The 26609-nt window shown below is 67.6% G+C and carries 18 protein-coding genes and 2 pseudogenes; 13 read left to right on the forward strand and 7 right to left on the reverse strand.

The annotated features are described in order from the left end of the window. Positions 1-26: 26 nt before the first annotated feature. Positions 27-518, forward strand: coding sequence for a very short patch repair endonuclease (locus tag IEY75_RS18320; protein ID WP_189115616.1), 492 nt, complete (start codon positions 27-29; stop codon positions 516-518). On the opposite strand, the gene IEY75_RS18325 is transcribed toward IEY75_RS18320, so the two are convergent. The 3 genes from IEY75_RS18325 to IEY75_RS18335 are packed head-to-tail and all read right to left on the reverse strand — an operon-like array spanning position 448 to position 6884. Continuing rightward, on the reverse strand, positions 448-2190 hold the full coding sequence (locus tag IEY75_RS18325) for a DUF8724 domain-containing protein (RefSeq protein WP_189115617.1): 1743 nt from the start codon (positions 2188-2190) through the stop codon (positions 448-450). The two genes, IEY75_RS18320 and IEY75_RS18325, sit on opposite strands and share 71 nt — an antisense overlap. Positions 2191-2202: 12 nt before the next feature. Further along, the gene (locus IEY75_RS18330; RefSeq protein WP_189115618.1) at positions 2203-5268 is read right to left on the reverse strand and encodes a helicase-related protein; all 3066 of its coding nucleotides are present in this window, start codon (positions 5266-5268) and stop codon (positions 2203-2205) included. Next, positions 5265-6884 carry a sigma-70 family RNA polymerase sigma factor gene (locus tag IEY75_RS18335; RefSeq protein WP_189115619.1) on the reverse strand — a complete coding sequence of 540 codons (1620 nt, stop codon included), beginning with the start codon at positions 6882-6884 and terminating at the stop codon, positions 5265-5267. Before IEY75_RS18335 ends, IEY75_RS18330 begins: the two co-directional genes overlap by 4 nt. Before the next feature lie 273 nt (positions 6885-7157). Here IEY75_RS18335 and IEY75_RS18340 point away from each other — a divergent pair, with 273 nt between their 5' ends. Then, a complete protein-coding gene (locus IEY75_RS18340; protein ID WP_189115620.1) occupies positions 7158-8267 on the forward strand; it encodes a DNA cytosine methyltransferase in 1110 nt (369 codons plus the stop codon). Between the two features lie 844 nt (positions 8268-9111). On the opposite strand, the gene IEY75_RS21065 is transcribed toward IEY75_RS18340, so the two are convergent. Both IEY75_RS21065 and IEY75_RS21070 read right to left on the reverse strand, forming a co-directional pair. After that, a complete protein-coding gene (locus tag IEY75_RS21065; protein ID WP_229789881.1) occupies positions 9112-9843 on the reverse strand; it encodes a tyrosine-type recombinase/integrase in 732 nt (243 codons plus the stop codon). 391 nt (positions 9844-10234) lie between these two features. Continuing rightward, a pseudogene (locus IEY75_RS21070) lies at positions 10235-10570 on the reverse strand (site-specific integrase); the annotation flags it as partial. 168 nt (positions 10571-10738) lie between these two features. Here IEY75_RS21070 and IEY75_RS21560 point away from each other — a divergent pair. The 10 genes and pseudogenes from IEY75_RS21560 to IEY75_RS18390 all read left to right on the forward strand — a co-directional run bounded on the left by IEY75_RS21560 (position 10739) and on the right by IEY75_RS18390 (position 23955). After that, complete coding sequence (locus IEY75_RS21560; RefSeq protein WP_444544008.1) at positions 10739-11236, forward strand: NucA/NucB deoxyribonuclease domain-containing protein; 498 nt, start codon at positions 10739-10741, stop codon at positions 11234-11236. 272 nt (positions 11237-11508) lie between these two features. Continuing rightward, a complete protein-coding gene (locus tag IEY75_RS18350) occupies positions 11509-11976 on the forward strand; it encodes a hypothetical protein (RefSeq protein ID WP_189115621.1) in 468 nt (155 codons plus the stop codon). 1640 nt (positions 11977-13616) lie between these two features. Further along, positions 13617-13787: pseudogene (locus tag IEY75_RS21075) on the forward strand (DDE-type integrase/transposase/recombinase); the annotation flags it as partial. A gap of 381 nt (positions 13788-14168) precedes the next feature. Next, complete coding sequence (locus IEY75_RS18360; protein WP_189115623.1) at positions 14169-15221, forward strand: hypothetical protein; 1053 nt, start codon at positions 14169-14171, stop codon at positions 15219-15221. 331 nt (positions 15222-15552) lie between these two features. Continuing rightward, on the forward strand, positions 15553-16728 hold the full coding sequence (locus IEY75_RS18365) for a toll/interleukin-1 receptor domain-containing protein (protein WP_189115624.1): 1176 nt from the start codon (positions 15553-15555) through the stop codon (positions 16726-16728). Further along, a complete protein-coding gene (locus tag IEY75_RS18370) occupies positions 16725-19073 on the forward strand; it encodes a hypothetical protein (protein WP_189115625.1) in 2349 nt (782 codons plus the stop codon). Before IEY75_RS18365 ends, IEY75_RS18370 begins: the two co-directional genes overlap by 4 nt. Further along, positions 19070-20752, forward strand: coding sequence for a vWA domain-containing protein (locus IEY75_RS18375; protein WP_189115626.1), 1683 nt, complete (start codon positions 19070-19072; stop codon positions 20750-20752). Before IEY75_RS18370 ends, IEY75_RS18375 begins: the two co-directional genes overlap by 4 nt. A 4-nt stretch (positions 20753-20756) precedes the next feature. Further along, a complete protein-coding gene (locus tag IEY75_RS18380; protein WP_189115627.1) occupies positions 20757-21434 on the forward strand; it encodes a vWA domain-containing protein in 678 nt (225 codons plus the stop codon). Next, positions 21431-22414, forward strand: coding sequence for a protein phosphatase 2C domain-containing protein (locus tag IEY75_RS18385; RefSeq protein ID WP_189115628.1), 984 nt, complete (start codon positions 21431-21433; stop codon positions 22412-22414). Before IEY75_RS18380 ends, IEY75_RS18385 begins: the two co-directional genes overlap by 4 nt. Beyond that, a complete protein-coding gene (locus IEY75_RS18390; RefSeq protein WP_189115629.1) occupies positions 22411-23955 on the forward strand; it encodes a hypothetical protein in 1545 nt (514 codons plus the stop codon). The genes IEY75_RS18385 and IEY75_RS18390 overlap by 4 nt, the downstream gene beginning before the upstream one ends. An 18-nt stretch (positions 23956-23973) precedes the next feature. Here the strand turns inward: IEY75_RS18390 and IEY75_RS18395 are convergent, their stop codons facing one another. Then, positions 23974-25326, reverse strand: a complete 1353-nt coding sequence (locus IEY75_RS18395) for an NsdA family TPR-like regulatory protein (RefSeq protein WP_308425717.1) — start codon at positions 25324-25326, stop codon at positions 23974-23976. 187 nt (positions 25327-25513) lie between these two features. Here IEY75_RS18395 and IEY75_RS21340 point away from each other — a divergent pair, with 187 nt between their 5' ends. Continuing rightward, the gene (locus tag IEY75_RS21340; protein ID WP_268244365.1) at positions 25514-25642 is read left to right on the forward strand and encodes a hypothetical protein; all 129 of its coding nucleotides are present in this window, start codon (positions 25514-25516) and stop codon (positions 25640-25642) included. A 230-nt stretch (positions 25643-25872) separates the two neighbouring features. Here the strand turns inward: IEY75_RS21340 and IEY75_RS18400 are convergent, their stop codons facing one another. Beyond that, positions 25873-26496: a hypothetical protein gene (locus IEY75_RS18400; RefSeq protein ID WP_189115630.1), complete on the reverse strand. Its 624-nt coding sequence runs from the start codon at positions 26494-26496 to the stop codon at positions 25873-25875. Positions 26497-26609: the final 113 nt, after the last annotated feature.

The raw sequence follows: 26609 nt of genomic DNA on the forward strand, positions 1-26609 counted from the left end.
GTGACGACGGCGGATAGGCTGGACAGATGGGCCGAAAGTCCACACCGCCGGCGCCCCTCGACGCCGCGACGTCCGCCCGTCTGCGACGTCAGGCCCGCGCCTCCACGAAGCCCGAGCTGGCTTTGCGTCGTGAGCTGCACCGCCGAGGGCTGCGATTCAGGATCAACCACCCGCAACTGCCGGGACGTCCCGATGTCGCGTTCACCCGGGCCAAGGTGGCGGTCTTCGTCGACGGATGTTTCTGGCACTGTTGCCCGGAGCACGGCACCCTGCCGCGCAACAACCGGCAGTGGTGGCAGGACAAGCTGGATCGCAACGTCGCCCGCGACCGCGCCAAGGACGCTGCCTTGGCTGATCTTGACTGGGTCGTGCTGCACGTGTGGGAACACGAAGCGCCCGGTGCCGCCGCCGACACGATCGAAGCTGAGTGGCGCAGCCGGGTGCCCGCTACGCATCGCGCCGTGGACGCAGATAGCCGCCCGCATCAAACAGCACCCCACGATCGAGGAACCGGTTGAAGAAGCGGCAGGACGGCTCGCCCAGGTGTACGCAGGCGCTGCACGCCCCGCTGCCACGACTGCACCCCGGGTCCAGCGGGCAACGGTGCTCCGCGTCAACGAACGCATGCAGCAGATCGTCGAGGTTCGATTCGAACACCGCCTGCATCCCGCCCAGCACGAAGTCGCCGCGCGCGGCGGCGTAGACGAAGAATCCCAGATGCCCGGTTACGGGGTACTCGCTCAACGCGTCCCGCTCAATGCCGGAGAACACCGCGGCCTGCCGGATGAACCGGTGCGCGTACGTGTGCACCAGCTTGACCACGTCGGTGCCCACCGACTCCACCGACGGGTCGTCGCGCTTGGTCGGCATCACCGCGGAGCGCAGGATCGCCACCCGCGCAGCGACCGGATCGTCGTTTCCGGACGCCCACCCCTGTAGGTCGCGGCCCCGCCCCACGAGCCAGCTCGCCACCCGTACCGGGTCGAGACGCACCAGGAACGCCTCAGTCTCGGCCAGGTTGCCGTAGAGGCGGTAGCCGCCCCGTTTGCGCCTGAACGGCACGAGCCTGCATTTCGCCGGGTCGTCGTCGCCGCGGGTGTAGCCGTACATCGCGTTCAGCACCGGGAAGCGGTCGACCAGGTCCAGGCCGTCGATCCCGGCCCGAGCCAGCGCCGCGGGGTAGCTGTCTCGATATCGCACGCTCAAAGAATCGTCCGGGGTCGTCCCACGGAGGGCCGTGGTCGCCAGCCTGCTCTCCGCGAGTGCCATCGCGATGTCGACCGCTTCGCGTTCGGCCTCTTCCCGCTGTCCGGTCGACAACCGGTCGATCGGATGGTCGCCGGGTGCCGCGAGGCCGCCGCCCGCTTCGGCGGCGGACGCGGAGATTTCGGCGATCTCCGGTGGGATGCCGTTGCGGACGAGCTGCTCGACGAGCTCTTCCTTGGTCGGCGGGGAGGCGACGTCAGCCGGCCGTGCGGCGGTCAGCCCTTCGACCACCCAGACGAGGGCCTTACGGGCACCCCCGGCCAGCTTGAGCGCCTCGCGGTGCTCCGGGCGCGGCGGGTTGATCAGAACCATGCCGCGCGGCGTATACACCGCACGGGCTTTGTGGACGTTCCATCGCATCGTGCCGTTGCCGCAGGCACACTGCTTGCCGAAGCCGAGCCCCTGCATCGTTTGCGTGTTGCAGGTAGGGCAGACGAAGGTGATGTCTGCGGCCTTGGCACTCTTGGGTATGACGACCTTGACGTCGTCGTGCGCGGGGCACCGACGGATCCACGGTTCGGTGATCGCGCCGCAATCGTGGATGCCGACGAAGTGCAGTTGGCCCCACTTGCGCTGTCCGCAGATGCAATTCCGATCGAGGGACTTTCCGATGCGTTTGCAGACCCGGCACAACCACACCTGCGGGTACCGCTCCACGGTGACGCCGCGCCGCTCCTCCAGCTCGACGACCTCGACCGAGACATTGCGCAGTAGATCGTCGCCCATGCCGCCGTCGGTGTCGTGGGCGATCCACGCGCCGATCTCACGCAGCAGGTGCCGCCGCACCAGAGCGGTGTCCACCTCGATCGGGCTCGGCGCCGACCACTCGGCGACCCGGTAGACGTCGCCCCGCAGGTCGACCGTCTGATCGGGCAAGAACGTACGCAAGATTTGGCTGCCGCTGCGGGATCCGAGGACCGTCATCTCGTCCGCCTCTCAGTCGTGGATGGGAGCGCTGGCTTCGACGTCGCGCAGGCTCATCATCGGGGAACGGGGCCCGAGGTCGCCGATGAACTTGGCCTTGCTGGTGGGGTCTACCAGCTCCGCGAACCACGCCCGGATCCACTCGGTGATCTGCTCGCGGTGCACCGAGTCCTCGGGTCCTTCGAGGTTGAGCACCGCCGCTACGGCCGCAGCCTCCATCGCGGAAGTGAGCCCCGAGGCACGAACATGGTCACGGAGTTTCGCCGGTGTGCTCAACCGTTGTCGGCTTGCCGGTTCACGAAGCATCAGCGTGCGCGCGGCGACGATGCCGGCGATCGTGAGGTCCAGGACCCGGCGGCTGCGGCGCGTGATCGGAATCGCGTCAACGAAGCGGTCGCCTTGGCGCACGTACTGCGCAAAGTGCCGGAAGGTCTGCGCATCCCGCTCGCGGCCAATCTTGTGGAGCACGTACACCAAGCCGGGATGACGGCGTCCCACCCGGGCCGTCGTCTGGATGAACTCTGCCGTCGTGAGCGGCAGACCCAGCATGACCATGGTGTTGAGGCGGTCGACGTCAACGCCGTGGGACAGCATCGAGCTGGCGGCGACCACGTGGATGCGCTCCGCGAAGTCGTCTTCCGGCTTCTCCAGCCGATCTAGGATTGCGCGGACCTCGTCGAAGTCGGTCTGACCGGTGAGCTGCTCGACGTTGATGCCGTCGACCGTGTTGTTGCTGCCCAGGCTTCGACCGGCGGCCTCGACGTCGTAGAGCGTGGTCCCGTAGACGACGTCGGTGCCGTAGAGGCTGATCAGCGTGGGCACGTGGCGCGGGTCGACGCCGGCTTCCGCGCACACCGACGCCGGGTTGTTGACGAGCTCCCGCACGCACCGCTGCAGGGCGTCCAGCGTGCGGTCGCTGACGTGCTCCAACGTCACACCGCGCGGTGCGACGGCCACGAAACGGCGCAGCGGCTGCGTCGTCGACGTCGTCCAGAACGACTCGCCGGCTCGCGGACCCGGTTGGGGAAACACCCGGCCCTCGCGCTGGTACAGCACGTCGATCTGCCGGTCGTACCCGGTCAGCGTCGCGCTGCTCGCCACGATCTTCACCCTGGTGCCGCATAGCTCGTGCTGCAGGTGGTCGAGCAGACTCTCGTAGTGCGAGTCGACCGCGCCGAGACTGTCGCGCAGCAGGTGCAGCTCGTCCTGCAGCCGCAACGACGGGCCATACCGCTTCGGATCCATCGGGAGGTCCTTGAGGACCTTGCCACCTTGGCAACTCGGCACCAGACACCCGTTGGGGGCCGCCGATCGCTCGGCGTAGGTGAAGCCATGCCACGGCACCGGGCACAGCTTCTGCGGCGGGCCGACGAGCCCTCGCATCGCTTGCTGCATACCGATCGACGCCGCCTTGTCCAAAGTGCCCACCACCACGGTCGGCAGGAACCGAAAGATCTCCTGGTCGACGACGTACATCGGCAGCGCCTGCCCCTTCGTGGGACAGGTCGTGCTGGTGCAACGGTGTTCCAACTTCCACCGCTCACGGTTGAAGTGCATCGTAAGGTTGTCGGCGCGGCAGAACGGGCACTGCAGCAGCACCTGGTACTTGTCCGGAAGCCCAGGGCTGTCCGGGGTGATGTCGCCGTCCTTCTCCGCCTTGGGGACGATCTTGTTGGGGGTACCGGCCTGGCCCACGAGGAAGCCGAGGCTGAACGGGGTGCCCCCGACGTTCTCCTCCCTGCGCACCATCTCGGCGCCGGCCAGCGCATCGGCGAAGCGCTGGGTCTGCTGCAAACTCAGGAGCCGCAGCGGGAACCGGGACCACGCTGTCACGCCCATCAGCTTGCCCGTGAGTCGGTCGTGGAACGCTGCCGTCAGCAGCAGCCCCAGGTAGGTTTCCGTCTTGCCGCCACCGGTGGCGAACCACACCGTGTCCACGAAGCGGGCCTCGTCGTCCGGCTCAGCGAGGAACCGGATAGCCGACAGCAGGAACCCGACCTGGAACGGCCGCCACGTGGCATAACCACGTCCCTCAGCGCTTCGGGCGATGGCCTTGTTCATCAACTGGAATGCCCGCAGGATCGTCGGGCGAGTCCGCAGCAACTCCACCCCGGTCCGCAGGCGATCCAGCTCGTCGAACACGTCCTGGGCGGACTTGTCCGCCTCGGCGCGCATCGACGCAGTCCACCGTTCGGCCGTCTGCCGGTCGTCCAAGGCACCCTGGGACCAATGCGCTTCGTCGTATGCCGCGAGCGCGTCCACCAGCGCGGTCAACTCCGGTAGTGGGTCGCACGCCAACGCCAGGAACGACAGGTCAGGCGGAGTGCTCGTGCTGTTCCAGTAGGCCGGGCGACACGTCTGCACATCCACGGTGTCTGTCGTGCGGAACACCCCCGGCTCAGGCACGTCGACGCCGACGTTGATTCCGTACGCGGGAACGTCTCGGTCGTATCGGAAGCTGTCCGGCAACGCCTCGAGCTGGAACGGTGTCGTCGTGAGGCCGGCGACCTCCAGCTGGGTCTCGTACAAATGTGAATCGGTGAGCCCGGGTGCCTTCTCCGGACTGGTGTTGACCAGCTGCACCACCAGCTCGGCCTCGCGGTGCCAGTCCTCGACCTCGACTCGTACCTCGGCCGCTAGGCCCGGCGCCCCGACCGCGGCGAACGCATCCGTCAACTGCTTGCCACCGAATGAACCGCCCCCGGCGTCCACCAGGACCGACACGACCTCCTCGACGAGGTCACTGCGCCACCAACGCTGCTCCGGATGCGACCCATCCTTGGGGTCCTTGACCCAGGCTCTGGCGCGCACCGTCACCGTCATCGACCACGACGGCGCCACCGCCGGTCGCAGCCGGATGCCGATCGCGCAGGGGTCCAACCGCTCCAACCGCTCGTCGGCAGCTCCCTTGCGGACCTCGTCCTCGCAGGCGATCCGACCCAGCCAGAACGTCCCGGACGGTGCCACCTCCAATCGCGCCAACCCGTCACCGCGGCCCGCCGCGACGACCCGGCGATCGAGCCAGGCGACGAACGCTTCGCACGCCTGCTCCTGCGACTCGACCCCATTGACGTTCATGACGCCTTCCTCTCGACGGAACCGCCGGACCAGCCGGCCTTCGAATCGTCGACCAGATACGAGCGCAGCGCCGCCGCCTCTTCGCTTGCCTGCAGCTTCGTCATCGACGTGGCCTGAATCTGTCGGATACGCTCCCCGGTGACGCCGTAGTCCGCACCGATTTCTTCCAACGTCTCCTCGTCCCCAGTTTCGAAGCCGAACCTACGTTCGACGACGCGAGCGGCCCGCTCCGGCAGAAGCCTCCTGAGCATCCGCGCGATGTCACTGTGGAACATGGCGTAGACGACGATCTCCGCAGGGTCGGTTCGACCATCGCGGTCCTCATCGCGTGGCAAGATGTCCGCCAGGCGAAGGTCGCCTTCGTCTCCGAGGAGCTCGTCCACGCTCCGAAACGGACGCATGACGTCCAGTGCCCACTGAACCTTTCCCGGCTCCAGGCCGGCCACTTCTGAAATCTCGATCAAGGTGGGTTCTCTGTCGAGCCGCGCCCTCAGTCTCGCGGCTCCCTTCCTGACCTTCTGCATCTGTTCATGGGCATGGACGGGAATGCGGATGGTCCTGCCTCGATCGGCGATACCACGGTCGATCGCCTGCTTGATCCAGCATGTGGCGTACGTGGAGAACTTGAAGCCCTTTGACCCGTCGAACTTGTCGGCCGCACGCATCAAGCCCAGATTCCCGTCCTGGATACGGTCGGCGAATTCGACGCCACAGAATTGATACTGACGGGCCTTGGCAATTGACACCACCAACCGCAGGTTCGTACACACCAGTTCGGCATGCGCTTGTCGACCGGCTAAGACCCTAGTCTGCAGGCTCAGCTGGACGCCCGGCGAGAGCTTGCCCTCGCGTGCAGCATCGAGTTCTTCCTGAGCGGCGGCGCCTTGCGAGATCACCGACCACAGCTCGACCTCTCGCACACCACCGATCAGCGGATGACGGTTGATCATTCGCAGATACTGCCCAACCGAGTCTTCGTGGTGCTCGTACCCCTCGGGAGCGACTCGCTCCAGCCGCAGATCGGCGAGTGCGGGTAGGTCGACCCCCGCCTCTTCCAACCGCTCCAACAGCGAGCCGTGTTCAGCGGAGGAAAGCTTCCTTTTCGTGATCAGCAGCGCCACATCAGCACGAGTAAGCTGCCCGCCAGTACGGACCCAGTCGCCCATCAGGTCGTCGAGCGCCTTGCCGACGATGTCGTCTGCAGCCCGCGGTACCGGCGGGTCTGGCTCCTGCCCGAACATCCACGCCACGTCCTCACCAGGTCCGCCTGGGTCGCCTCCGGCTATCGGGTCATCCGGCTCGGCGCCCGAGACTGTCATTTGGACGGACCTGATAACGGCGACTGACCGACACACCGGTGGCGTCCCGGCGGCCTGGACCGCGCGTTCGGGTACTCGGATGTTGGTCGGGTCCTCCTGCTGCGCGAGGGCGGCTACGAGCGCCTCGACGTCGCGATGCGTCAGGCGGTAGCGAGCCACGTAGTCAGCTACGAGGGACGGGACCGACCGAGCACCGCGACTGTCGACGATCATGCGGAGCTCATCGACGAGGGCGGGAGTGACACGCGTCGGCGCGCTCGCCCAGCGCTGCACCGACGATCGCGTCAACGTCGCCATGACCGCCTCCTTGCTCGTGGAAGGCTCATCGTAGAGACCGAGTCCGACAAGAAGGCATCAATAGAACATTTGTTCGATGGCGGGTCTACCAAGAAGCGGGTCTGGAGCACCCCGGCGAGGTCGATGCGCAGCCCCACCGTCGGTACCGATCACCGGTCCGACCCGATGCCCGCGACTGTCGGAGAGTCGACAGAGCAGCTGCTCGCCAGGCTCTGTTCCGGCGGCGCACCCTCGGTCGAACGTCAACGGCGGCTGGTCCACTACAGTCCCTACATGGCAGCCCGACCCATCCAAGTTTCCGCCGTCGACCTGTTCTGTGGCGTCGGCGGCCTGTCGCACGGACTGCAGGACGCCGGCATTCACGTCGCAGCCGGCGTCGACTTGGACCCCATCTGCGGTTACCCATACCGCACCAACATCCGGGCACCGTTTCACCGACGAGACATCCGCAACCTCGCTGTCGACGAGCTGGCTGCCATGTGGCCGGCTGGGGCCGTACGGGTCCTCGCCGGGTGTGCGCCTTGCCAGCCGTTCTCGTCGTACCGTCGAGGTGTCGACACGTCGAGAGAGGCCCAGTGGCCACTCGTCAACGAGGTACGCCGGCTCGTCGAAGGCGCGTTGCCCGACATCGTCACGATGGAGAACGTTCCTCGCATAGTCAGCACGCCGGTCTTCACGGACTTCGTCGCGCGCCTACGGAAGCTTGGCTACCGGGTGAGTTCCGGCTCGTGCTACTGCCCGGCGTATGGGGTACCGCAGCGTCGGCGGCGGCTGGTCCTCGTCGCATCGTTAATGGGCGACATCGCCGTGCCCAAAGGTGCGACCACGGCCGCCAACTACACCACTGTCCGGCAGGCCATCGGCGATCTGGAGCCGGTGAGGCACGGTGAGGTCCATCCCGACGACCGCCTTCACAAGAGTCGAACCCTTAACGACCTCAACCTGAAACGCATCAGGCGTTCCAAGCCCGGCGGCACCTGGGAGGAGTGGCCCGAGGAGTTGCGAGCACCGTGCCATCGCAGGGCCTCGGGTGCCACCTTCCGCAACGTCTACGCCCGCATGGTCTGGGACGACCCCTCTCCGACGATCACCACTCTGGCGTACAACTTCGGTGCCGGTCGGTTCGGGCATCCGGAGCAGGACCGTCCCATCACGCTCCGCGAAGCCGCCATCTTGCAGAGCTTCCCGCCGGACTACGAGTTCGTCGCGCCGGGGGAACCGGTGCAGTTCGCCCCCCTCGGCCGACTCATCGGCAACGCGGTACCGCCCCGCTTAGCTGCGGCGGTGGGAACGGCGATCGTCGATCACGTCAAGGCGTTCAGGGGCAGTGTCCGCAAGGTCTCGCGCGCCAAGACCGTCCCTGCAGCCCAGCTCACCGCTTGATCCGGCGACAACTCTGTCAACGCCGCCCCAACCCTGGTTCTGGCCCCCTTTCCGTTGGGTGTTGACGGTTCGGCCTGGATCACGATTGAAGGATTCGGCGGCGGAAAGATCGAGGTTTGCGCGCGACCGTACGCCTGTCGTTTGATCGTTTGATCCGGATGACCGCGCCTTCGACCGGCCCGAGTTGTGCGCGAGAGTCGCCCGAGCTTTCGTGATCGAGCCGGCCGACGATGTGCCGCTTGCACTGTTCCAGCTCCGCAGCCGCCATTCGCACCTCTAGGACCGTGCTGCTCCAGGTGGATCGGTCGCCACAATGTCCATGTCACGATGCATCCTCCGTCACAGCACGGTCAGGGTTCACCGTACGCGGCAGTTGGTCCGGCCTGAACCAACCGGTCTCCCCGCCAGGCATGAGCAGACCGTGATGATGGCCCAGAAGGACACCGGCAGCCAGCGTCCATGGCGGCGCGACCGTGTTGCTCCGTGGTTGCTCGGCTGCCGAGCTGACAACAGACATCGTCCGAGACCAAGGGAGACCGGATGAGACTGACCCGACAACGCCAACCCGCCGATCGCGGGCCCGTGAACTGTGGACACTCCGCGATCACTGACAGCACCGCCACAGCCGCGCTTTCCGCGAGAAGACACGCACGAAAACCGACTAGAACGCCCAACCTCGTAGCGGAGCTGCCCAGAAAGTCCGCCTCAACTCCTGCGAGTCGCCGACCACACACATCACACCGATGACAGAGAAATTTGGATATCCGAACTTCGGACTACGGATCAGAAGGTTAGGGGTTCGAGTCCCTTCGGGCGCGCCACGATGACCAGGCAGTATGTCTGGTCATCGATGTTTTCTGGGGCAGCGTGTGCCACGTGTGTGCCGCTTCTTAGGCTTCGCTGCGCGGTGCTTCCTGCTCCGCCGTTCATGGCGTTGGCCTGGTGTTTCGAGGCCGCTGCTGGTGGGCGGTCGGTTTGACGCATCCGGATTTTTGGTGTCGCGTTCGTGGCGTCGCCTAGCCTGCTTGATGCGGCTGCGGATCTTGGCGGCGGCGGTAAGGACCAGTTGCGCGGTTGCTTCGGCGCTGCGGCGTTGTGTTGGTGGTAGGACGCTGGTGTAGATGTCGGCTGTCACGGTGATGGTGGAGTGGCCGAGCTGGTCCTGGATGGTTTTGAGGTCGGCGCCGGCGGTGTGGGCGAGGGTGGCGGCGCCGTGCCGTAGGTCGTGCAGCCGTACCGGTGGTAGCCCAGATCGGGTGACGAGTAGACGGAACCGCTGGGTGAGATAGCCGGGGTGGCCCGGCCGGCCGGCCGTCTGGGCGGGTGAACACGTAGCCGGTGTCGCAGTACCGACTATGGGTGTCGCCGTGGGTTCGTTGCTGGCGTTGGTGGGCGCGTAGGGCTGATGCGGTGTGTTTGTCGATGGCGATGACGCGGGTACCGGCTGCGGACTTCGGTGGTCCTTCGCAGACGTCGTAGCGCACGGCGACGCGTTGACGGACGATGTTGATCTGGAGCCGGTCGAAGTCGATGTCTTCCCAACGCAGACCAGCGGCTTCGCCGCGGCGCAGACCACGCAGGGCGATCAGGCGCCAGATCGCGCAATGGCCGTCGCCGCGGACGCTGTCGAGGAACTCGGCGAGCTGTTCGGCTGTCCACACCGCGACCGTGGGGCGGGTGCCGGTGGCCCGCCAATCGGCGACGCGCTGTTCGGTCCAGACCCGGGCGTGGCTGTCCGGCCGGGTAGGTGTCTCGACCCGGCGGGCGGGGTTGTCGATGATGAGCCCTTCGCGGATGGCGGTGTTCAATGCCGCTCGTAGGGTGCTTCGCAGATGAGCAAGGGTGCATGCGGAGTGCGGCTTACCGAACCGGTTGTGGGCTTCGGCGACCTGGCTGAACGCGACACTGATCTGTCGGGTGGTCAAGTCGCCGAGGTTCACCGCGCCCAGGTGCGGGATCAGGAAGCGGCGGATGTCGCCGGCGTAGTTCATGCGGGTGGTCGGCCGCAGCCGCACCCGAGTGGCGAGCCAGTGCTCCAACCAACGAGCGAGAGTCCAGGTACGGGCAGCGCGCTCCTCGGCCGGTAGGGCGAGAAGTTCGTCACGGGCACGCTGAGCGGCGGCCTTGGAAGTGAACCCGCCCCGACAGACTCGCTCGCCTCGGCCGAGGATTGTGGGCACGGTGCAGCGGTAGTACCAGCTACCGTGGCCGCGCTCGCCGCGGCGGGGACAGGCCCGACCGAGCTTGCGCTGGGTGCCAGGCGCCACACACCCACACCGTTTGAAGATCAGTCCTCTGTTCATGGCGGCGTCCTTCCAGTCGTGTAGTTCCAGCGTGCCGCGCTCCGGTTAAGCAAGCTGAACATGTAGGTCGATGTGCGAAACGTTGCCGGATGGTTCTGAGCCTGCTGGCGCGAGTGGTTTCGGCTCTCCCGAGCTCCCGCTAGCCCGCACAAGTCAGTCGGAGATCACTTGTGGCAGGCACTAAACAAGCCGCTGGAGACCAAGCCCGGCGTCCCCAATAAGGTCATCCCAGGCAAGCCGGGATTAGGGCAACCACTGACGCTCCTGGTCAATCACACGCCCGAACTTGACGCGCGAATCACTAAAAACCGGACGCGGGCACGGGAGAACTGCGTGAGGTTCTGGGGTGTCGACTACGCCAAGCCAGAAAGCCCGAACAGCGAATATTCGAATCAGAAGCGGGACTGCGACGAGTACCCAATGGCTTCAACTTTCGAGGGAGTTGCCCACGCGGACTACCAGCCAGGTTCGACCTTGTCGTTCTCTTCCAACCCGGTTCCCTATGGAGAGAACGGGTCTGCTGCACCGTGGGTGACAGGTCAGGTCACGCGGCGGCGCTGGCCGGCGAGAGCCGGCACCTGTTTTGAGATGAAGCGCCAGCCGAGGCGTCCGTCCCGGCTGGCGCCTGTCGCCAAGCCGAACCGAGGAGGTCGTCAGGCCTGGTAGCCGGAACGAGGCAGGTCAAATTGGGAGTCGGCTCCGTCAGATTGCGCTCGTCGCCTCGGTTAGTGTGTCGCGTCGGCGGAGCAATCGACGACCTGGAGCGGGGGATCGAAAACTGACACATATCGGCGTCGCGCCGAACAGCAGCTCCGCCGGCTGCCGGCCCAGCAGTCGCGATCATCGCCGCGACCACCGGCGCCCCGCCCGGCTGAGCAGAGTGGCGGTGGCTGATCAAGATGCTCGCTGTGTCGCTCACCTTGGCTAGGGCGCTCGGTATGACCGCATCCCCGCGAAAGCAAATCCAGGCGGCGACCCAGGCTGCCCTGTGGGCACTCAGTAATGGCCGGTGCTATTTTCCACTCTGCGACAACCCGCTCGTCATGCAGGTTCGCAAGGGCGTGTTTCGGAAGAACGCTCAGATCGCGCACATCCACGGGGTCGCTCCGGGTGCACCTCGCTACCAGCCCTTGCCACAGGCCGAGCGGGACGGGTTCACCAACCTCCTGCTTCTGTGCTACCCCCACCACGGTGAGATCGACGACCCGAAAACCGGGGAGCGCCTGTACCCGGCCGAGCTGCTCCGTAGTTGGAAGGACAAGCGTGAAGGTGATAACGGAGCCGCGCTCGCCGCGCTCGGGCCAGTGAACGAGAAGGTCTTGAACGATCTCCTGGTAGCCGCGTTCACGCCCCCGCCGAGCGCCTACAGCGGATCGCCGACTAGCTCGCCAAGACCGGTCGCGTGAACGCGCTCACGGTGCGTGAACTGCAAAATCTTGTTCAGGCGCTTGGCCATTCGCCGGGGTCGCCGCGCCGAGATGCGATTGCCGCGCTGGGGCACGAGGCTGAAGTCTTGGGAACGCCGACCTTCAGGCGAACCGTAAGCGTCCTCTCTGAATCGGCAATCGCATTGGACACGAAAGACATCAGGGCCGCTGCCACTGAGCTACGCGCGGCCACAGAGGAGTTCAGGGCAGCGAGCCGGCGAGGGCGGTTCGACTATTAGAAAATGGTCGTCGACCCATCAGATTTTGATGCCTTGGCACACACCATCTCGCCAACAACGACTAAGCATGCTTGTGTCAAGCAATCGCCAAGGTCGCTGCGGCAGCGGCGGCGACTTGACCCGGAAGTAACCGGCTGCGGCGACACTGGCCAGGCCGGCATCAGCCTCATCAGATGGGCGCCCGGCTCGCGGCTTCCCCAGTGCCCAGTCGCCATTTCAATCGCGATGGTGAGCTGCAACAAGTCGATGCAGCCGCGCTTCTACCTGCTTGGCTGCAGCACCGACTGGTGCCGCTAGGCTGGACTTCGTCGGCGGCTACCGGCGGCGACGATGATCCGATCGTTCTATATGAATCGGTTTGGCCAGATGCTCCCGACCCTCCCTGCTCGAGGTAAGCTTTCGGCGGACGAGGCCGCCCTACGGGCAATCCGCGACGCCTCGTGGCAGGGCCCCGGTTGAACCAGCCCCACCACATCGCATCGAGGAATCTAGCTGCGGACTGGAGCACAAGGTCATCGGTCTCGCAGTGTCCTATGCGAACCCAGTTGATCAATTGTCGTGGTTGCATCACCAGTACACGAAGGGTGTCATGTCCGTACGGCCAACGCGCGACGGCGCCCCGACGGCCCAGGTGCAAGAGCGTTGTGCTCGCGTCTGTGCCGCCAATCTCCAGCGAAGCGCCGCTGGGCGCTACTTCGACAGAACGGCCCGATGCTCCGGTGGCCGGAATAGACATTTCCCAATGTAGGCGCCCGTCACATTCGGCGCCCCGTTGCGCGAGGTCCACGTACACCCCAGTGCCGTCCTCCAACCGGGATCGGAGCGCTTGCTCGTTCTCACTCCGAAACTTGTCGGGCTTCGGTGTCGCGCCCACGTAGTGCTCGGCCATAACCATTCGCCCAGTGCACAAGAGGTGATCCATGCAAGCGAGGGCGAACAGTTGACCCATGTCCCAGCCGCTATGCGGTTGGCCGAATACGTCTACAACCGTGACCCGGTCTCGATGCTCATCACGAGAGATCTCGTAGGCGTTCGCGATAAGGGCGAGCGTCTCCGGGTCGGCCATCCAATCGTCGGCCATCGCCAGCGCGGCAGCTCGATGAGGGTTGTAACTCATCGAATGACCGTAGCGCTACCCTCCGACATTTCACTGATGACCGTCTACCGGGCCAGCACAGCTATCGTCGAACGCATGGTGGGCCGCTGCAGGTCACCTTCGCGAGCTGCCACGGATGCCGCAGCCGGGTCCGTGGCAAGCAGCGCATGCTGCGCAATGGCCCAAGAAGGTGTTTTGAAGGGATGTTAGGCGTAGTGCAGGAAGTCCTTCCACCGGCCGGCGACGGTGCGGCGTGTGGTCGCGGCCGACGGCGGACGGCTGAAACTGGAGTGGGCTGGCTGTATCTGGCCACCGTCATCGACCTCGCATCCCGTCGCGTGGTCGGCTGGGCGGTCGCCGAGCATCTACGCACCGACCTCGTTGACGCCGCCCTGACCGACGCGCTTACCCGCCGCCGGCCTGCCTCGGGGCTGGTGTTCCACTCCGATCGCGGCGAGCGCCGCCAGGAACGCGAATCCGTAGTGGACGGGCAGGTCAGAATCGAAGAGCACAGTCACACCGGCCATCGTTGCCGCCCCCACGCCGGGCCGCAGCCCACCCGCGACGGAAGGTGGCAAACCTAGCGGCGGGTGACCCAAGGACAATTTCGATATAAAAGTAGCTCAAGGCCATAATGCTACGCTCAGGGCATATCGGCCACGTCGGGCCCAGAATGGCAACTGACTCTGCGCAAGTTTGCGCAGGTCACAAGGCTGATACCCGCTACGCGGCCCGATCCTCGTTGGCGCCGCAGCCCGGACGAGGCGACCGGGCGGCGCTCATCGAACACCGGTCCGCCCTTCCCCTGGCTGGCGTGGGTAAGCCACGATCGTCACATGCATCCGGTGGTGGCGATCATAGGCAGTGCCGACTCCTCACGCGACTACGAGTACCCGGTGCGCGAGCCGGTGACGGCGGCCGCGGCCGCGGTGGCAATCGGGCATGAGCTGGCGGCGCAGGGGTGTCAGGTTGTCGTCTTCTCGGGCAGGCCCGACTACATCGAGCAGGCGGTGGTACGTGGATACGTCGCATCGGGCCACGCGGGTACCCGCTCAATCCACGTCCGCGGCCGCTACGGATCAGACCTCACGTTCGACGAGATGGTCGAACATCCCGAGCTGTTCGTGGTCGCGCCGGAGTCGACGGCCGACTGGGAAGTGGCGTTCTACCGGGCGCTGTTGGACGTCGACGCCGTCGTCCTCCTGGGCGGCGGGCGGTCGACCTTCATCGCGGGCGTGCTCGCGCTTTCACGGCGCATCCCCGTAGTAGCTGTGGCAGCGTTCGGCGGTGCCGCAGAACGCGTCTGGCACCGGCTTAACACCGAACGCGCCCACGCCACCGACAACGACGTCAGCGCCCTGGCCCAACCGTGGCAGACGGGAACGGCCGGCGCCGTGGTGGCGGCGCTCCTCGCGCAGCACGAGCGAGTCACGGCCCAACTCGCGGCCGACGCCGAGACCACTCGTGGCGCTCGCCGCCGGATGGTCGCGGGCCTGCTGCTAGCCCTCGTCGTGCTGCTGCTGACGTTGGCCACCGTTCCGCTGGCGTTCGCCGTACCCTCAGGGGGCTGGGAGATGGCCGCGGTCCTAGCGGCCGCGCCGCTGCTGGCGTCCGTCTGGGGCGCGTTGGTACGAAACGTCTACGACGGCACCGGCCAGTGGCTGCGGGCGGCGGTGCTCGGCTCGGCCGCTGGTTCGGTCGCGTTCCTTCTGTTCGTCGCCGCGCAGCTGTCGACGACACCGGACCTCTTCGCCAGCGACAGTCCCCGGCGGCTGGTTATCTTCGTGATCGCGATCGGCTTCGTCGGCGGCTTCACCTCCGAAGTGGTGTACGGGAAACTGCGCACACAGGATGTCGCACAGACTTCGGCCTTACCACCCGTGAACTAGGCACGACAATCCTCCTGCGGAGGGAATCTGATGTCGACTTCATCGTTGACCGAGAGCATCTTACTTACGTTCCGTAGGCTCGCGATCGCTGATCGTCTATTATGGACAGCGAATTGGCATGGTTGTCTCGGCGCGCCGAGCCCGCCGGGGTGTTTCCTGTTGTCTAACCGAATGCAGTACGAGCGACCCCTTGTCGCCACGTCGCCGCATTGCGAGACTGGTGAGGCCTTGAGTACCGAGGCGCGGCTCAGGCATTGAATCCCCGCTTTGGGTGACCCTGATCTTGCGCTACTGACAGGGCTTCAACCGAACGATGCACAGGGGAAATCCAATGCCATCGATATTTATCAACTATCGCAGCTGCGACGAGACGTACGCGGCGATCCTCCTCGACGAGAAGCTCTGCGGACGCTTCGGGCGCGAGCATGTGTTCCGGGACAACCGCTCGATCTTGCTCGGCAAGAACTACAAGCCGGTCCTCTGGGGAAGTCTCGCGAAGAGTTCCGTACTCATCGTGGTGATCGGCCCGAAATGGCGCGGCGAGCAGCCGGACGGTACGGCCAAGATCGACGATCCCGACGACTTCGTGCGCAGGGAGATCGAACTCGCGCTGCAGATCGGCATCCGGGTGGTTCCGGTGTTGGTGGGCGACGTGCCAAATCTCGCGGCGGCGAAACTTCCCCCTTCGTTGGCCGCGCTGGCCGACTGCCAGTACACCCGGCTCGGCAACCGCGGGGCGCAGCACGACGTCGCCCGCCTGGTCGACGAGCTGGCGCGTTCATTCGGGACATCGGACCGCCCGGATGAGCCGCCAGACGGTGCCGCGGCGGCCGTCAACGGTGCGGTGGCGGCGGTGCAGCTCGCGCGGGCCGACGCCACGGTCGGCGAACGGATCAACCGACGCAGCCTTCTGCGGAACGCGTTGGCCGAAGCGGTGGCCGAGGCCCGGTTGGGCGCCGTCGAGTTCGACGAGCGACGCGCCGGCTACACGGTGGTGATGGGTACAGCCGTGCCGCCGGCCCGGGTGATCGCGTCGTTCCCCAGGGCGCTGAACGCGGCGCTGACCGAACGGAACTCCACCCTGGGGCCGTTGTGGAAGGTCAAGGTCGGAGTCCACCCCGACAGCGTGGAGGGGGCCGAAGCCATCGCCTCTATCCCGGTTCTCGACGACGTTCTCCGCCAGGCGTCGCGTGCGCACGTCGCGCTCGCGGTGCCCGACCGGCTCTACCGCGAGGTGGTGGAGGCACATGCGCGGGTCATCGACCCCTCGACCTTCGGCGAGGCAGTATCGGGCGGCATGGCCTGTTGGATCCACGTCCCGGACTATCCATCACCGCCGCGGGTTCCCGGAATACGCAGCAACGAGTCCACCGTACGCGACGCTCCGAGCCCGCCGCCGATCGGCGGCCCGGTGTTCCACGTCCACGGCGACTTTCACGGCCGGCAGATCGCGGGCGACCACGTCGGGCGCGACGTCAACTACTACGGCGACGGATACCGCCGATGACCGCGCCGGTCGGCGCGGCCGCTTCCGCCCCTCCGGTCACCGCGGCATCACCGATCGGGGCCGCCAGCTCTTCCCCCGGGCCAGCGGCCGCGGCGGGTCCGCCGCCCGGGTCGACCACGCCAGGCGGCGCCGGCGGCGACCAGAGCGGATCTGACCGCACCGATCAGCCCGCCGGCGGTGCGGGCCCGGACGGTCAGGGACAGGCCGATGACGACGCCGGCGGCGACGGGCCGGGCGAAACCACGACCGGCGAGGCCGCCGGCGATTCGACCCATGGGGTGACCGAGGCGTCCGCGACCGAGCAGCCTGGGCGGGCGTCGCAACGGCACGAGTACCTCAGGGCCGCCGAGCGCAACTACGGCGGCGACGCGGTCGCTGGCGACAAGTTCGTCTACTACCTCACCGGCACCGCCGCCACGGAGAAGCTGCGACCGTTTCCCGCCAGCCATCAGGACCTGGTGCGACACGCCTTCGTGCCGCCGGTGAGCTGGGACGACTACCGCAACGAATTTCGCGGGCGGCGGGCGGTCGTCCTTCGCGGTCGGCCCGGGCACGGGCGAGACGCGATGGCGATCCGTCTCCTCCAGACGGTCGAGGCCCGGGCGGTCTACCTGCTGGACCCCCGAGCCGATCTTTCACGACTGGCGGAACTCCTGAGTGCCCAGGGAATCGAGAAGGGCGCGGGTTTCCTAATCCAGGAGCCGATCGACATCGCGCAGCTCGACAGGTATACGTTCGAGAACCTCGAATCCGCACTCGTCGAGGCCGACGCGCGACTCGTGGTCATTGTCGGTAGCGATGTCTCACTCTCCCACGACGACCTCCTGCGTCATCAGATGGATCTCCCCGAGGCGCCCAATCGTCGGGACATCCTGAACCGCCACCTCGGCTACCATCTCGACGACGAGCCGCGCGCTCAGCAGATCCTCGCCCGGGCGGCCGTCGAGGAGCTGGTCGCCGAGCACTTGAACGGCGCCGAGGCCACCTGCGAGATCACGTCCGTCCTTGCGCTGCACCTCAGTCGGGCAGCGGAACCGATCGACACCGCGGCCGTGCGGGCCCACCTGCGGCGGCGGCATGCCGACACCTTCGACATCTGGTTCGACTCGCTCCAGGACCTCGAGCTGCGCTGCTTCGCCATCGCCCTGGCCACCCTGCACGGCCTGCCGTACGAGGACGTCGCCGAGGCCGCCCGCCGCCTGCACGACCGACTCTCCGACGGCGGCGCGCTGACCGTTTCCGCGGAGGGACAGCTCACCGTGCGCCGCGGCGACCCCTTCCGGCTGCGGGCCACCAGCCTGCTGCGACGCCTGCGGGCGTCGACCCTGCCGGCGCAACCCGGGCAACTCCCCACGACCGCGGTCGCCTACCGTGATGACGGCGTCGCCGGCCAGGTGATCTACCGGGCCTGGCACGGCTACTGCATCCACGACCAGCTGCTCCAGTGGCTGGGAGACCTCGCCGCGGAGGGCTCTGCTGAGGTCAGCACGTACGCCAGCCGGACCCTCGGCGAGTTCTCCACCTACGCGTTCGACTACGTCCGAGACCACGCCCTTGTGCCGTGGGTCAACAGTGGCGTGGCGCGACGCCAGCAGGCGGTGGCCGACGCGCTGGCGGTGGCCGCCAAGATCCCCGCGCTCCACGGCAGCGTGGTGCAGTTGGTCAACGGCTGGTACGCCGCCCGTACGCAGCCCCGGGCGCAGTTCACTGCAGCGCTGGCCCAGGGAACCGGCCTCGACCGGCCCGACCCGCGGACGTCGCTAGCGGCGCTGGAGCGACTCGCCATGGTCGACAGCTTCCTCGTGCGGCTGGGCATCGCGCGCGGGATGACCGAACTGATGGCCGGGGATCCCGACCGGCTCGCCCAGGCCGTGTACGAATCGATCTGGCGCTGCCTGGGCGACCCGCGCCGGACGGCCGCCGGCCACCTAGCCTTCGTGGTCGTCGCCAACGACCTCGTCACCGAACGCACGGTCGGTCAGCACGTGACGGTCTGGCCGACGCTGCTGCGCCTCGCCGTCGAACACCGGCACCTCCAGCAACCGCTGTCGATGCTGTGGGCGCGGACGCTGACCGAGGGACAGGTCAACCGGGTGGCCGAAGCGGTGCTGCGGGTATGGGCGGGATACGCCGAATCCGACCCCGGCATCCAGGAAGCCTTCGTCCGGATGGCGCGCGGCATCGGCCGTATGGACGGTCGCGCCGGAGCCACGCTCGAGCGCCTCGCGCGGCTGTGGAACGGCGACGAGGAACTGCTGCCACTTCCTCTCGTCGCGAGCAGGGTCAGCGCGGTGCTGACGAGCGCGGCAGCGGAGTCAGGACGACATACGGAGGAACTGGCATGACAACCGTCCCGCTGATTGTGAAGGCCGAGCCGGTCACCCGGTTCGACCGCAGGGAGCAGCGCCGACGTAACCCGGCCGTGGCCGTGGTCTACGCGACGAGCGACGGAATGGTCGACATCATCGGCGGCGGCAAGCCGATGACGTTGACCGACCAGGTCGCCGGCAGGTATTCGATGCGCTATGAGGTGGACATCAGCGACCATCACCGCACGGTGGAACTGCGCACGGCGCCGCCACCCGCCAAGGGCGGCATCTACCACTTCACCACCCAGCTCAACATCGGCTTCCGCGTGTGCGACCCGGGCGAAGTCGTACGCCGCCACGTTAAGGACGGCCTGCAGGTCGTCTGCGACTACCTCATGTACGTCCTACACGAGATCTGCCCGGACTTCGCCATCGAGGAAGCCAAGGACGCCCAAGACGCGGTCAACGCCAGGTTCCGCCAGGGCACGACCATCGACGGCTACCTCGACCTCTACCAGTGCCGGGCGCGACTGGGGCTCGACGCCGACGCGACCGCCTACCTCAAGGCCAAGGAGCAGGCCGACCGTGACCTGCTCGTCAAGGCGGCCGAGCACCGAGTGAGCGCCAACACCGCCCGGCAGGAGAACGAGATCGACCTGATCAAGCAGAGTGGCGATCTCGAACGGCGCGCACGCGAGCACGACGCGCTCACCGGCCGCGTGCTCGACGCACACGGTGTACTGGCGCTCCACCTGGAGAAGAACCCGCACGACACCCTCAACGCCGTGAACGTCGCCGCCGAACTCGAGACCCGCCAGCACGCCGCGATCGAAGCCGCGGACCAGCGACACTGGGAAAAGTTCCAGTTCCTAGCCGACAAGAACCTCGTCCAGGCGGTGGACGTCGCACCGATCCGCGATCGGCTCATCACCGGCAGTGCGCAGGTGCAGGCGTCGCTGCCGATGGGGTCCGCTAGCGGCTGGGACGAGCCGCTCCCACACGCCGGGGGAACCGTCCCGGCCGGCAGCGTCCCCGGACTCATCCCCATCTACGTCGTCATCGACGGGTCGTGCGACGCCGCAGCCGGCACCGCGAGGGTCAACGCTGGTCTGCAGTCGTTGTACGACGCGGTGGCCGCCGACGCGGATGTCGCCAGGGTGGTCCGGCTGGCGGTCCTGACCTACAGCGACCGCGCGACCGTGCGGATGGCGATGCAGGCGGTCCGCAACGGCCAGCGGCCGCCGCCCATGGAGCCGGGCACCGGTCCGGCTCGCCTGGCGGTCGCGTTCGAGCGACTGATGGACTGCATTCCCGATGACGCGGTCGCGCTCAAAAAGGAGACGTCGTCGCTGCGCCGCCCGCAGGTACTCCTGCTAAGCGGTAGTCAGCCGAGCGACGACCCCCGGTGGCGCGAGTCCTATAGCGAGCTCGTCGATCGGGACCGGCAGCGGTATGCACCGGACGTCATTGCCTGCGGCATCGGAGCGGCCGCCCCGCGCACGATGCTGAGCATTGCCACCCGACCGGAGCTGGCGTTCGTGTCCCTCGACAACGACATCCACACGTCCGTGGACCGGTTTTGGGCATTCGCCCAGCGACGGGTCATCGAGTACGGCCGCGCCATACTCGACGGCGACCAGAACGCGACCATCGTCGGCCCGGACGGCTTCCGCCCGGCCGCCGAACTGCTGGCCTCACCTGCCCAAGGGGACTGACACCATGCCGGACGTACGCGGCCACCTGCTTCCGATCTACGTTCTCGCCGACGAGTCGGGATCCATGATGGATCAAATGAAGGAGCTCAACAATGGTCTCGCCTCGCTGCACGAGGCGCTACTCGGCGAACCGATGACAGCCGCCAAGGTGCGATTCTCGATCATGGGATTCTCCCACGACGTTGTCCTTCGCCTGCACCTCGCAGACCTGCGCACGGAGAGCCAGCTGCCGGCGCTGGTCGACCGGGGCACGACGAGCTACAGTGCGGCCTTCCAGGCACTCCTAACACAGATCCCCGTGGACGTTAACCACCTCAAGACCCAGCGGTACGCCGTGCACCGCCCCGCGGTGTTCTTCCTCAGCGACGGCAAGCCCGACCACGACGATAGGTGGCGGCCGATCCACCAGAGCCTCACGGACCGGCAGCGCACGCTGGGTGCTCCCAACATCATCGCCTGCGGCATCGGAGCCGCGGACCCGAGCACGATCCTGAGCGTGGCGACGCAGCCGGACTATGCGTTCGTCGCGATCGCCGGCGTCGACATCGGCCAGTCGGTGGCCAAGTTCTGCACGGCGTTGACCAAGAGCGTGATCGCTTCCGGTCGCTCCATGACCGAGGGCAGCGCGGAACTGCGCTTCGACAAGCCCGAAGGCTTCAGCATGGCGATCGACGTCGTATGAGCATGTGGCCCAAGGAGCGCCGCGGCCTCCCCGGTCCCCGCGGCCGGCACGACCACGGCGGCGACTACCAGGCGGTCGTCGCAGCAGTACCGGCGGATTCCCAGGTCGTGCCGGAGATTCGCAATCGGCCCCGGCCCGGCCAGTGGGATCCGATCGTGGTCGACCAGCCAGCGTTCCCAGTCGAGGCTCTCCCGTCGGCCGCGCAGGACTATCCGGACACCATCTGCGACGGCTGGGCGACACCCCACCTAGTGGTGCGCATGGCGTCGGCCCGGGGCGACGCCCACCGCCACCGGGGTCAGCCACGCCAAGACCACGCGCTAATCGCCGTGCACCCGCGCACCGGAGCGCTGCTACTCGCCGTGCTTGACGGCGTTTCGGCGGTGCCGCTAGCCCACGTGGGCGCCCAGGCCGCCGGTAGAGCTGCGCTGGCGGCGCTCTGGTCAACGCTCAACCACAACGACACGGTCGACTGGGAGGAGGTGGTCGGGGCGGCCGCACGGGCCCTGTTGCGCCACCACCAGTACGGCATCGTCCAGGGCGAGAGCCGCGACGACGTCGAGCGCCGGCTCGCCACCACGATCGTCGCCGGCCTGGTCCGCCCGACTCCGGACGGGCTGCTCGCCACGCTCGTACGCGTCGGCGACTCCGGCGCGTGGTTGCTCGATCGGGGCAGCTACCTGCCACTCTTCGCGGCCAAGGGGGCGGGGGAGGCCACGATCAGCGGAGCGGTCGACCCACTGCCCCGGATGCCCGAGCACGTCCGCCCGATCGAGGTCCCGGTGCCCAGGGACGGCGTGCTGCTAGTCGCGACCGACGGCATCGGTGACCCGCTCGGCGACGGCACCGGCCTGGTCGGCCAACTCTTCGCCGAGGTCCTCGTCACGCCGCCGCCGCTGCTCGGGTTCGCCCACGCGGTCGACTTCTCGCGCGACACGTTCGACGACGACCGCACCCTGGTCGCCGTCTGGCCGCGATGACCGACGGCCGTGGCGCCGCGGTCGGGGTAAAGCGGGTACAGGCCGCTGAACTGGGCGACCTCGAGGAGATCGGCTCCGGCGGTCAAGGCCGGGTCTACGCCATCTCGCCGCCGCCGTCGGTCGTGGCGAAGATCGGGGCCCGATCTCCCCTCGTATACAAGGCGTACTTCGACCGCGTCCGACCAGACATCGCCGGTGGCGTGCTCGACCAGCTCGCCGCCGCTGCCACGCCCGAAATCCTGGCCTGCGCGGCGTGGCCGCTCGCGATCGTCGACGACGGAGCCGGCGTTGCCGGCTTCGTCATGCCCCGGGCACCCGACGGCTACCGGATCCCGATCCGGCTGCCGAGCGGCGATCAGATGAAGCTCGGCCAGGTCCAGCACCTGCTCAACGACGACACCATGCTGACCCGGCGCAATATCGCCGTACACGACCGGTGGCGGCTGGAATTCCTCCGGGACACCGCGCGGACGATGGCGCTGCTGCACCGGCACGCCATCGTGGTGGGTGACCTCTCGCCGATGAACCTGCTCGCCTCGTTCGACGCCGAGCCGCGCTGCTACTTCATCGACTGCGACGCGATGCGCATCTACGGCGCCGACGCGCTGGCGCAGGTTGAGACGACGGGCTGGGGTGTGCCGTCCGGGGAGGAGCTCGCCACCTCGGCGAGCGACGCCTACAAGTTCGCGCTGCTCGCCGTGCGGTTGTTCGCGGGCGACCAGGAGACCCGAGACCCGACCGCGCTCGACGCGGTGTCACCCGAGCTGTGTCGACTGGCAGTTGCCGGCCTGGGCCGGGACGTCCACCGCCGCCCGGCACCGGACGACTGGCTACCGGCGCTGACCACCGCCGGACCGTCGGCGTCGACAGTGGTGCCGTGGCAGCGTGGCCGGCCCGTCGCGGCCCCGCGGCCGGCAGCCCGGCCACGGACACTCCGCCAGCACGCTGCCGGGCCCCGCCCGAAGACCTCACCCCCGCGTCGGCGGCGCGTCGGTAGGCTTGCGCGGTGGGCGTTGGGGCTGGCGCTCCTAGGCGTCGGTGGCCCCTGGGCCGTACAGAAGGTCGATGCCGTGCGCACTACCTTGGCACAGCAGACCACCGCGCAGGTGACGGCGGTGCAGAAGATCATCCGCCAGGCGGGCGCCGACCGCCGCGCCCTCGTCACCTCGGTCAACCAGATCTCCCGTTGCCGCAACGTCGGCGCCAGCATCAACACGTTGAAGAAGGTTGGGGTCGGTCGCGCCAGGTCGCGTGAAGGCGCGCGTGCCCTGAAAACGTCCCGCCTGCCGGACGGCACGACCGTCGCGACGGCCCTCGCGCAGGCGATGGACCTATCCCTGGCCGCAGACCGCGCGTTCGTCAGATGGGGAGAGGAGGCCCGACGCCGGGGCTGTTCGAAATGGACGTTGCAGAATCGCCATCGGGACGATGCCAACAAAGCTTCAGCGGGGGCCACCGCGGCTAAGCGGCGATTCGCCGCCGCCTGGAACCCGATCGCCCGGCAACACGGCCGTCCGGCGATCAGGGAGACAGATCTCTGAGGAGCGCCGCCACGGCGACTACCCGCGCGCCGGGGTGTGCAGGGCGTCCGTTAGGTGCAGACTGAACTCGCGCGCGGACGCGTGGGAATGCCAGCGCCGCAGCGTCCGCAGCAGATCGCGTAGGTCGCTGCGCACGGTCGCCGAGCGCACCCGTAGGTAGGCGTCGAGGACCTGGTCCCCCACCGAACATGCCTGCTCGATCTGGCCGGAACTGGCCAGAGCCAGCGTCCGCCGGGCACCGTACCGCGCCCGGGCCCGGTACGCACCGCGGGGCAAGCGGTCGAGTTCCACGCCCAAGACGTCGGCGGCGTCGCCCGGACTGCCGAGGTCATAGAGCACCCAGCCCGCCGACATCGCGACCGGATCGACGACGTGAGTCGTGCCGATCGTCGGTTCGTCATCACCCGGGTCGGCGGCGAGGAACTCGCGCGCCTGTTCAAGCGCCCGGAAACAGGCGGTTCGGTCGCCGGCCAGCGCGTAGCCCTGAGCGGCGCGCTGGGCGGCCAGCCCGCGGATCCGCGGGCGCACCCTGGCGCGCTGCGCTGTCTCGGCAAGCGCGATCGTCTGCGCGGCGTCCTGCCGGTACATGGCGATCAGCGCACGCCGGACCAGGGCGTATGCGGCCATACCGTCGTCGCCGCTGACCGCCGCAAACTCCACCGCTCGGTCCGTCCACCACACGGCCTCGCGATCATGGCCACCCTCCTGGGCGATCCAGCCGGTGTACTCGGCGAACCGGGCGGCCAGACGGAACGCCTCCTTCCGTGCCCCGCCGCCGAGGTGCTGGCCGAGCGACCGCACGGCGTGCGTGCCACCTACGAGTACCGGCAGCAGCGCCTCCGGGCCGACCTGCTGACCGAGACCACGGACCTGGTCAAACAGGACCCGGAACCCGGTCAATCCCGCGCTGTCCCTGGCCTGTTTCGCGCTCGGCTCGACGGGCGGCCTACCCAGGACCATGCCGCCCACCTGACCGAACACACCGCCGACGAGCGCCGTTCGCCGGCTGACAGTGCCGAAGCCCGTCTCGCCTGTCGAGTCCATCGTCAACATCCACACCTCATTCGCCTCGTTCTGCTCAGTGGCGGCGGCTGCGGCGGCGGGGCGGCTGGCCCGTTGGGAAAGCTGGCCATCGCAGCGAAGTGCGGCGTCGCACCGGCGCGCGAATTCGGCGGTCGGCGACTTGACGCCGTTTTCCATCTTGCTCAGGTGACTTTTGCTGTAGTGGACAATCTTGGCCATGTCGGTCAGCGAAAGCCCGGCCTCGAGCCGGCGCCTGCGTAGCTCCGTACCGAAGAGCATGGGCCGATCCTCCACGATCATCACCTGGTTTCCTGTTGCCGACTGGACGGGATTGGCGAAGGACTCCATCTTGCTCCCTCTAGCCTTAACGTCACCCTGGAGGGTTGCGTCGACCACCGAAAGAGGATCGCCGATGACGAAACGCACGCCTCCTTCACCCGTCTCATGGAGACCGCCCGATGGGCTCCAGCCGCCGGGTTAACTCGATGCGTCGGCCAACAGGTCGCCTGCGGGGCCAGCAACGCGGATCGGGGTGATGGCCACTGGGTATCCCGAGAGCCCGGTCGACCTTGTCGACGCCGGGGAGTTTGCCCAGCACGACGGCTTCGGCCATCTTCCGACGGACCTTGCGGACACCGCCGGTGCCGGCCTCGACCAGCCATGACGCCGCGGCTGGGCCCAGCGCGAGGAACGCGGCCTCCTCAGCGGTGTGGGCTCGTGGAGCTCAGCGGTGTGGGCCCGTGGAGTCCGGCCGGCAGTGTCGCTGGTGCGGGACCGGACCGGGTAGTGTTCGTCGCGGATGGTCGGATTGCCCGGCTGGGCGCGCTGGTGGCGGGTTACCTCACCCGGCGACTGAGGTAACCTCTACGGCGGCACGCACACGCGCATGTTCGCTCAGGGCACTCGATGCAGGGCGCCGAGCTTGACCCACTGCACGACCGTGGCCGCCAGATGCACGACTGACTCGGCTTCCTCCTGGGAATGCACTCTTGAGTTTGCTGCCCCGCCGTGGCGGGCGTGGCCGTGCCAGATCACGTTCAACAGGTCAACCAGGGGCTTCGGGTCAGCGGGCTGGCCGGCGGCGTCAACGAAGACGAGTTCCCACTTGCCCTGCTGATTCAGCAGGTCCCGGATCGTCGACCCCAGTGTCCTCCGGTTGTTGCTGGGCGCCACGAGGGGGCCGAGGGCGACCTCGACAGCCTTGACCGCTTCCAGGTAGGCCTGATCGGGGTGAGGGTTCAGACCGTAGGCACTGACCCATGCTCGACTCAGGTGCTCGGCGGCGTCGGTACCGGCCGCCGCCACGACAGCCTCCTCGAAGGCAGCCTGGACCGTGCTGTCCACTCGGCGGGCCAGCATCGTGACTACCAGGAACTCGGACTCGTAGTGCATGACGACGACCTTGAGTTCGGAGCCGCAGCTTCGGAGGAGGGCTTCCAAGTCGTGAACGCCTGCGCTATCCACGTCCCCGAGCTGGAGCACAGCATCGGCGAGCGCGAGTAGGTGGGTCTGCTGCACCAACTGGTGACACCTGAGCTGGCTTGCCGTTGAGGCGGGCTGGAAGGATGCCACCGTGCCCAAGCCCTACCCCCGAGAGTTCCGTGACGACGTCGTGCGGGTCGCCCGCGGCC

The organism is Pilimelia terevasa, assembly GCF_014647915.1.
Lineage (GTDB): Bacteria > Actinomycetota > Actinomycetes > Mycobacteriales > Micromonosporaceae > Pilimelia > Pilimelia terevasa.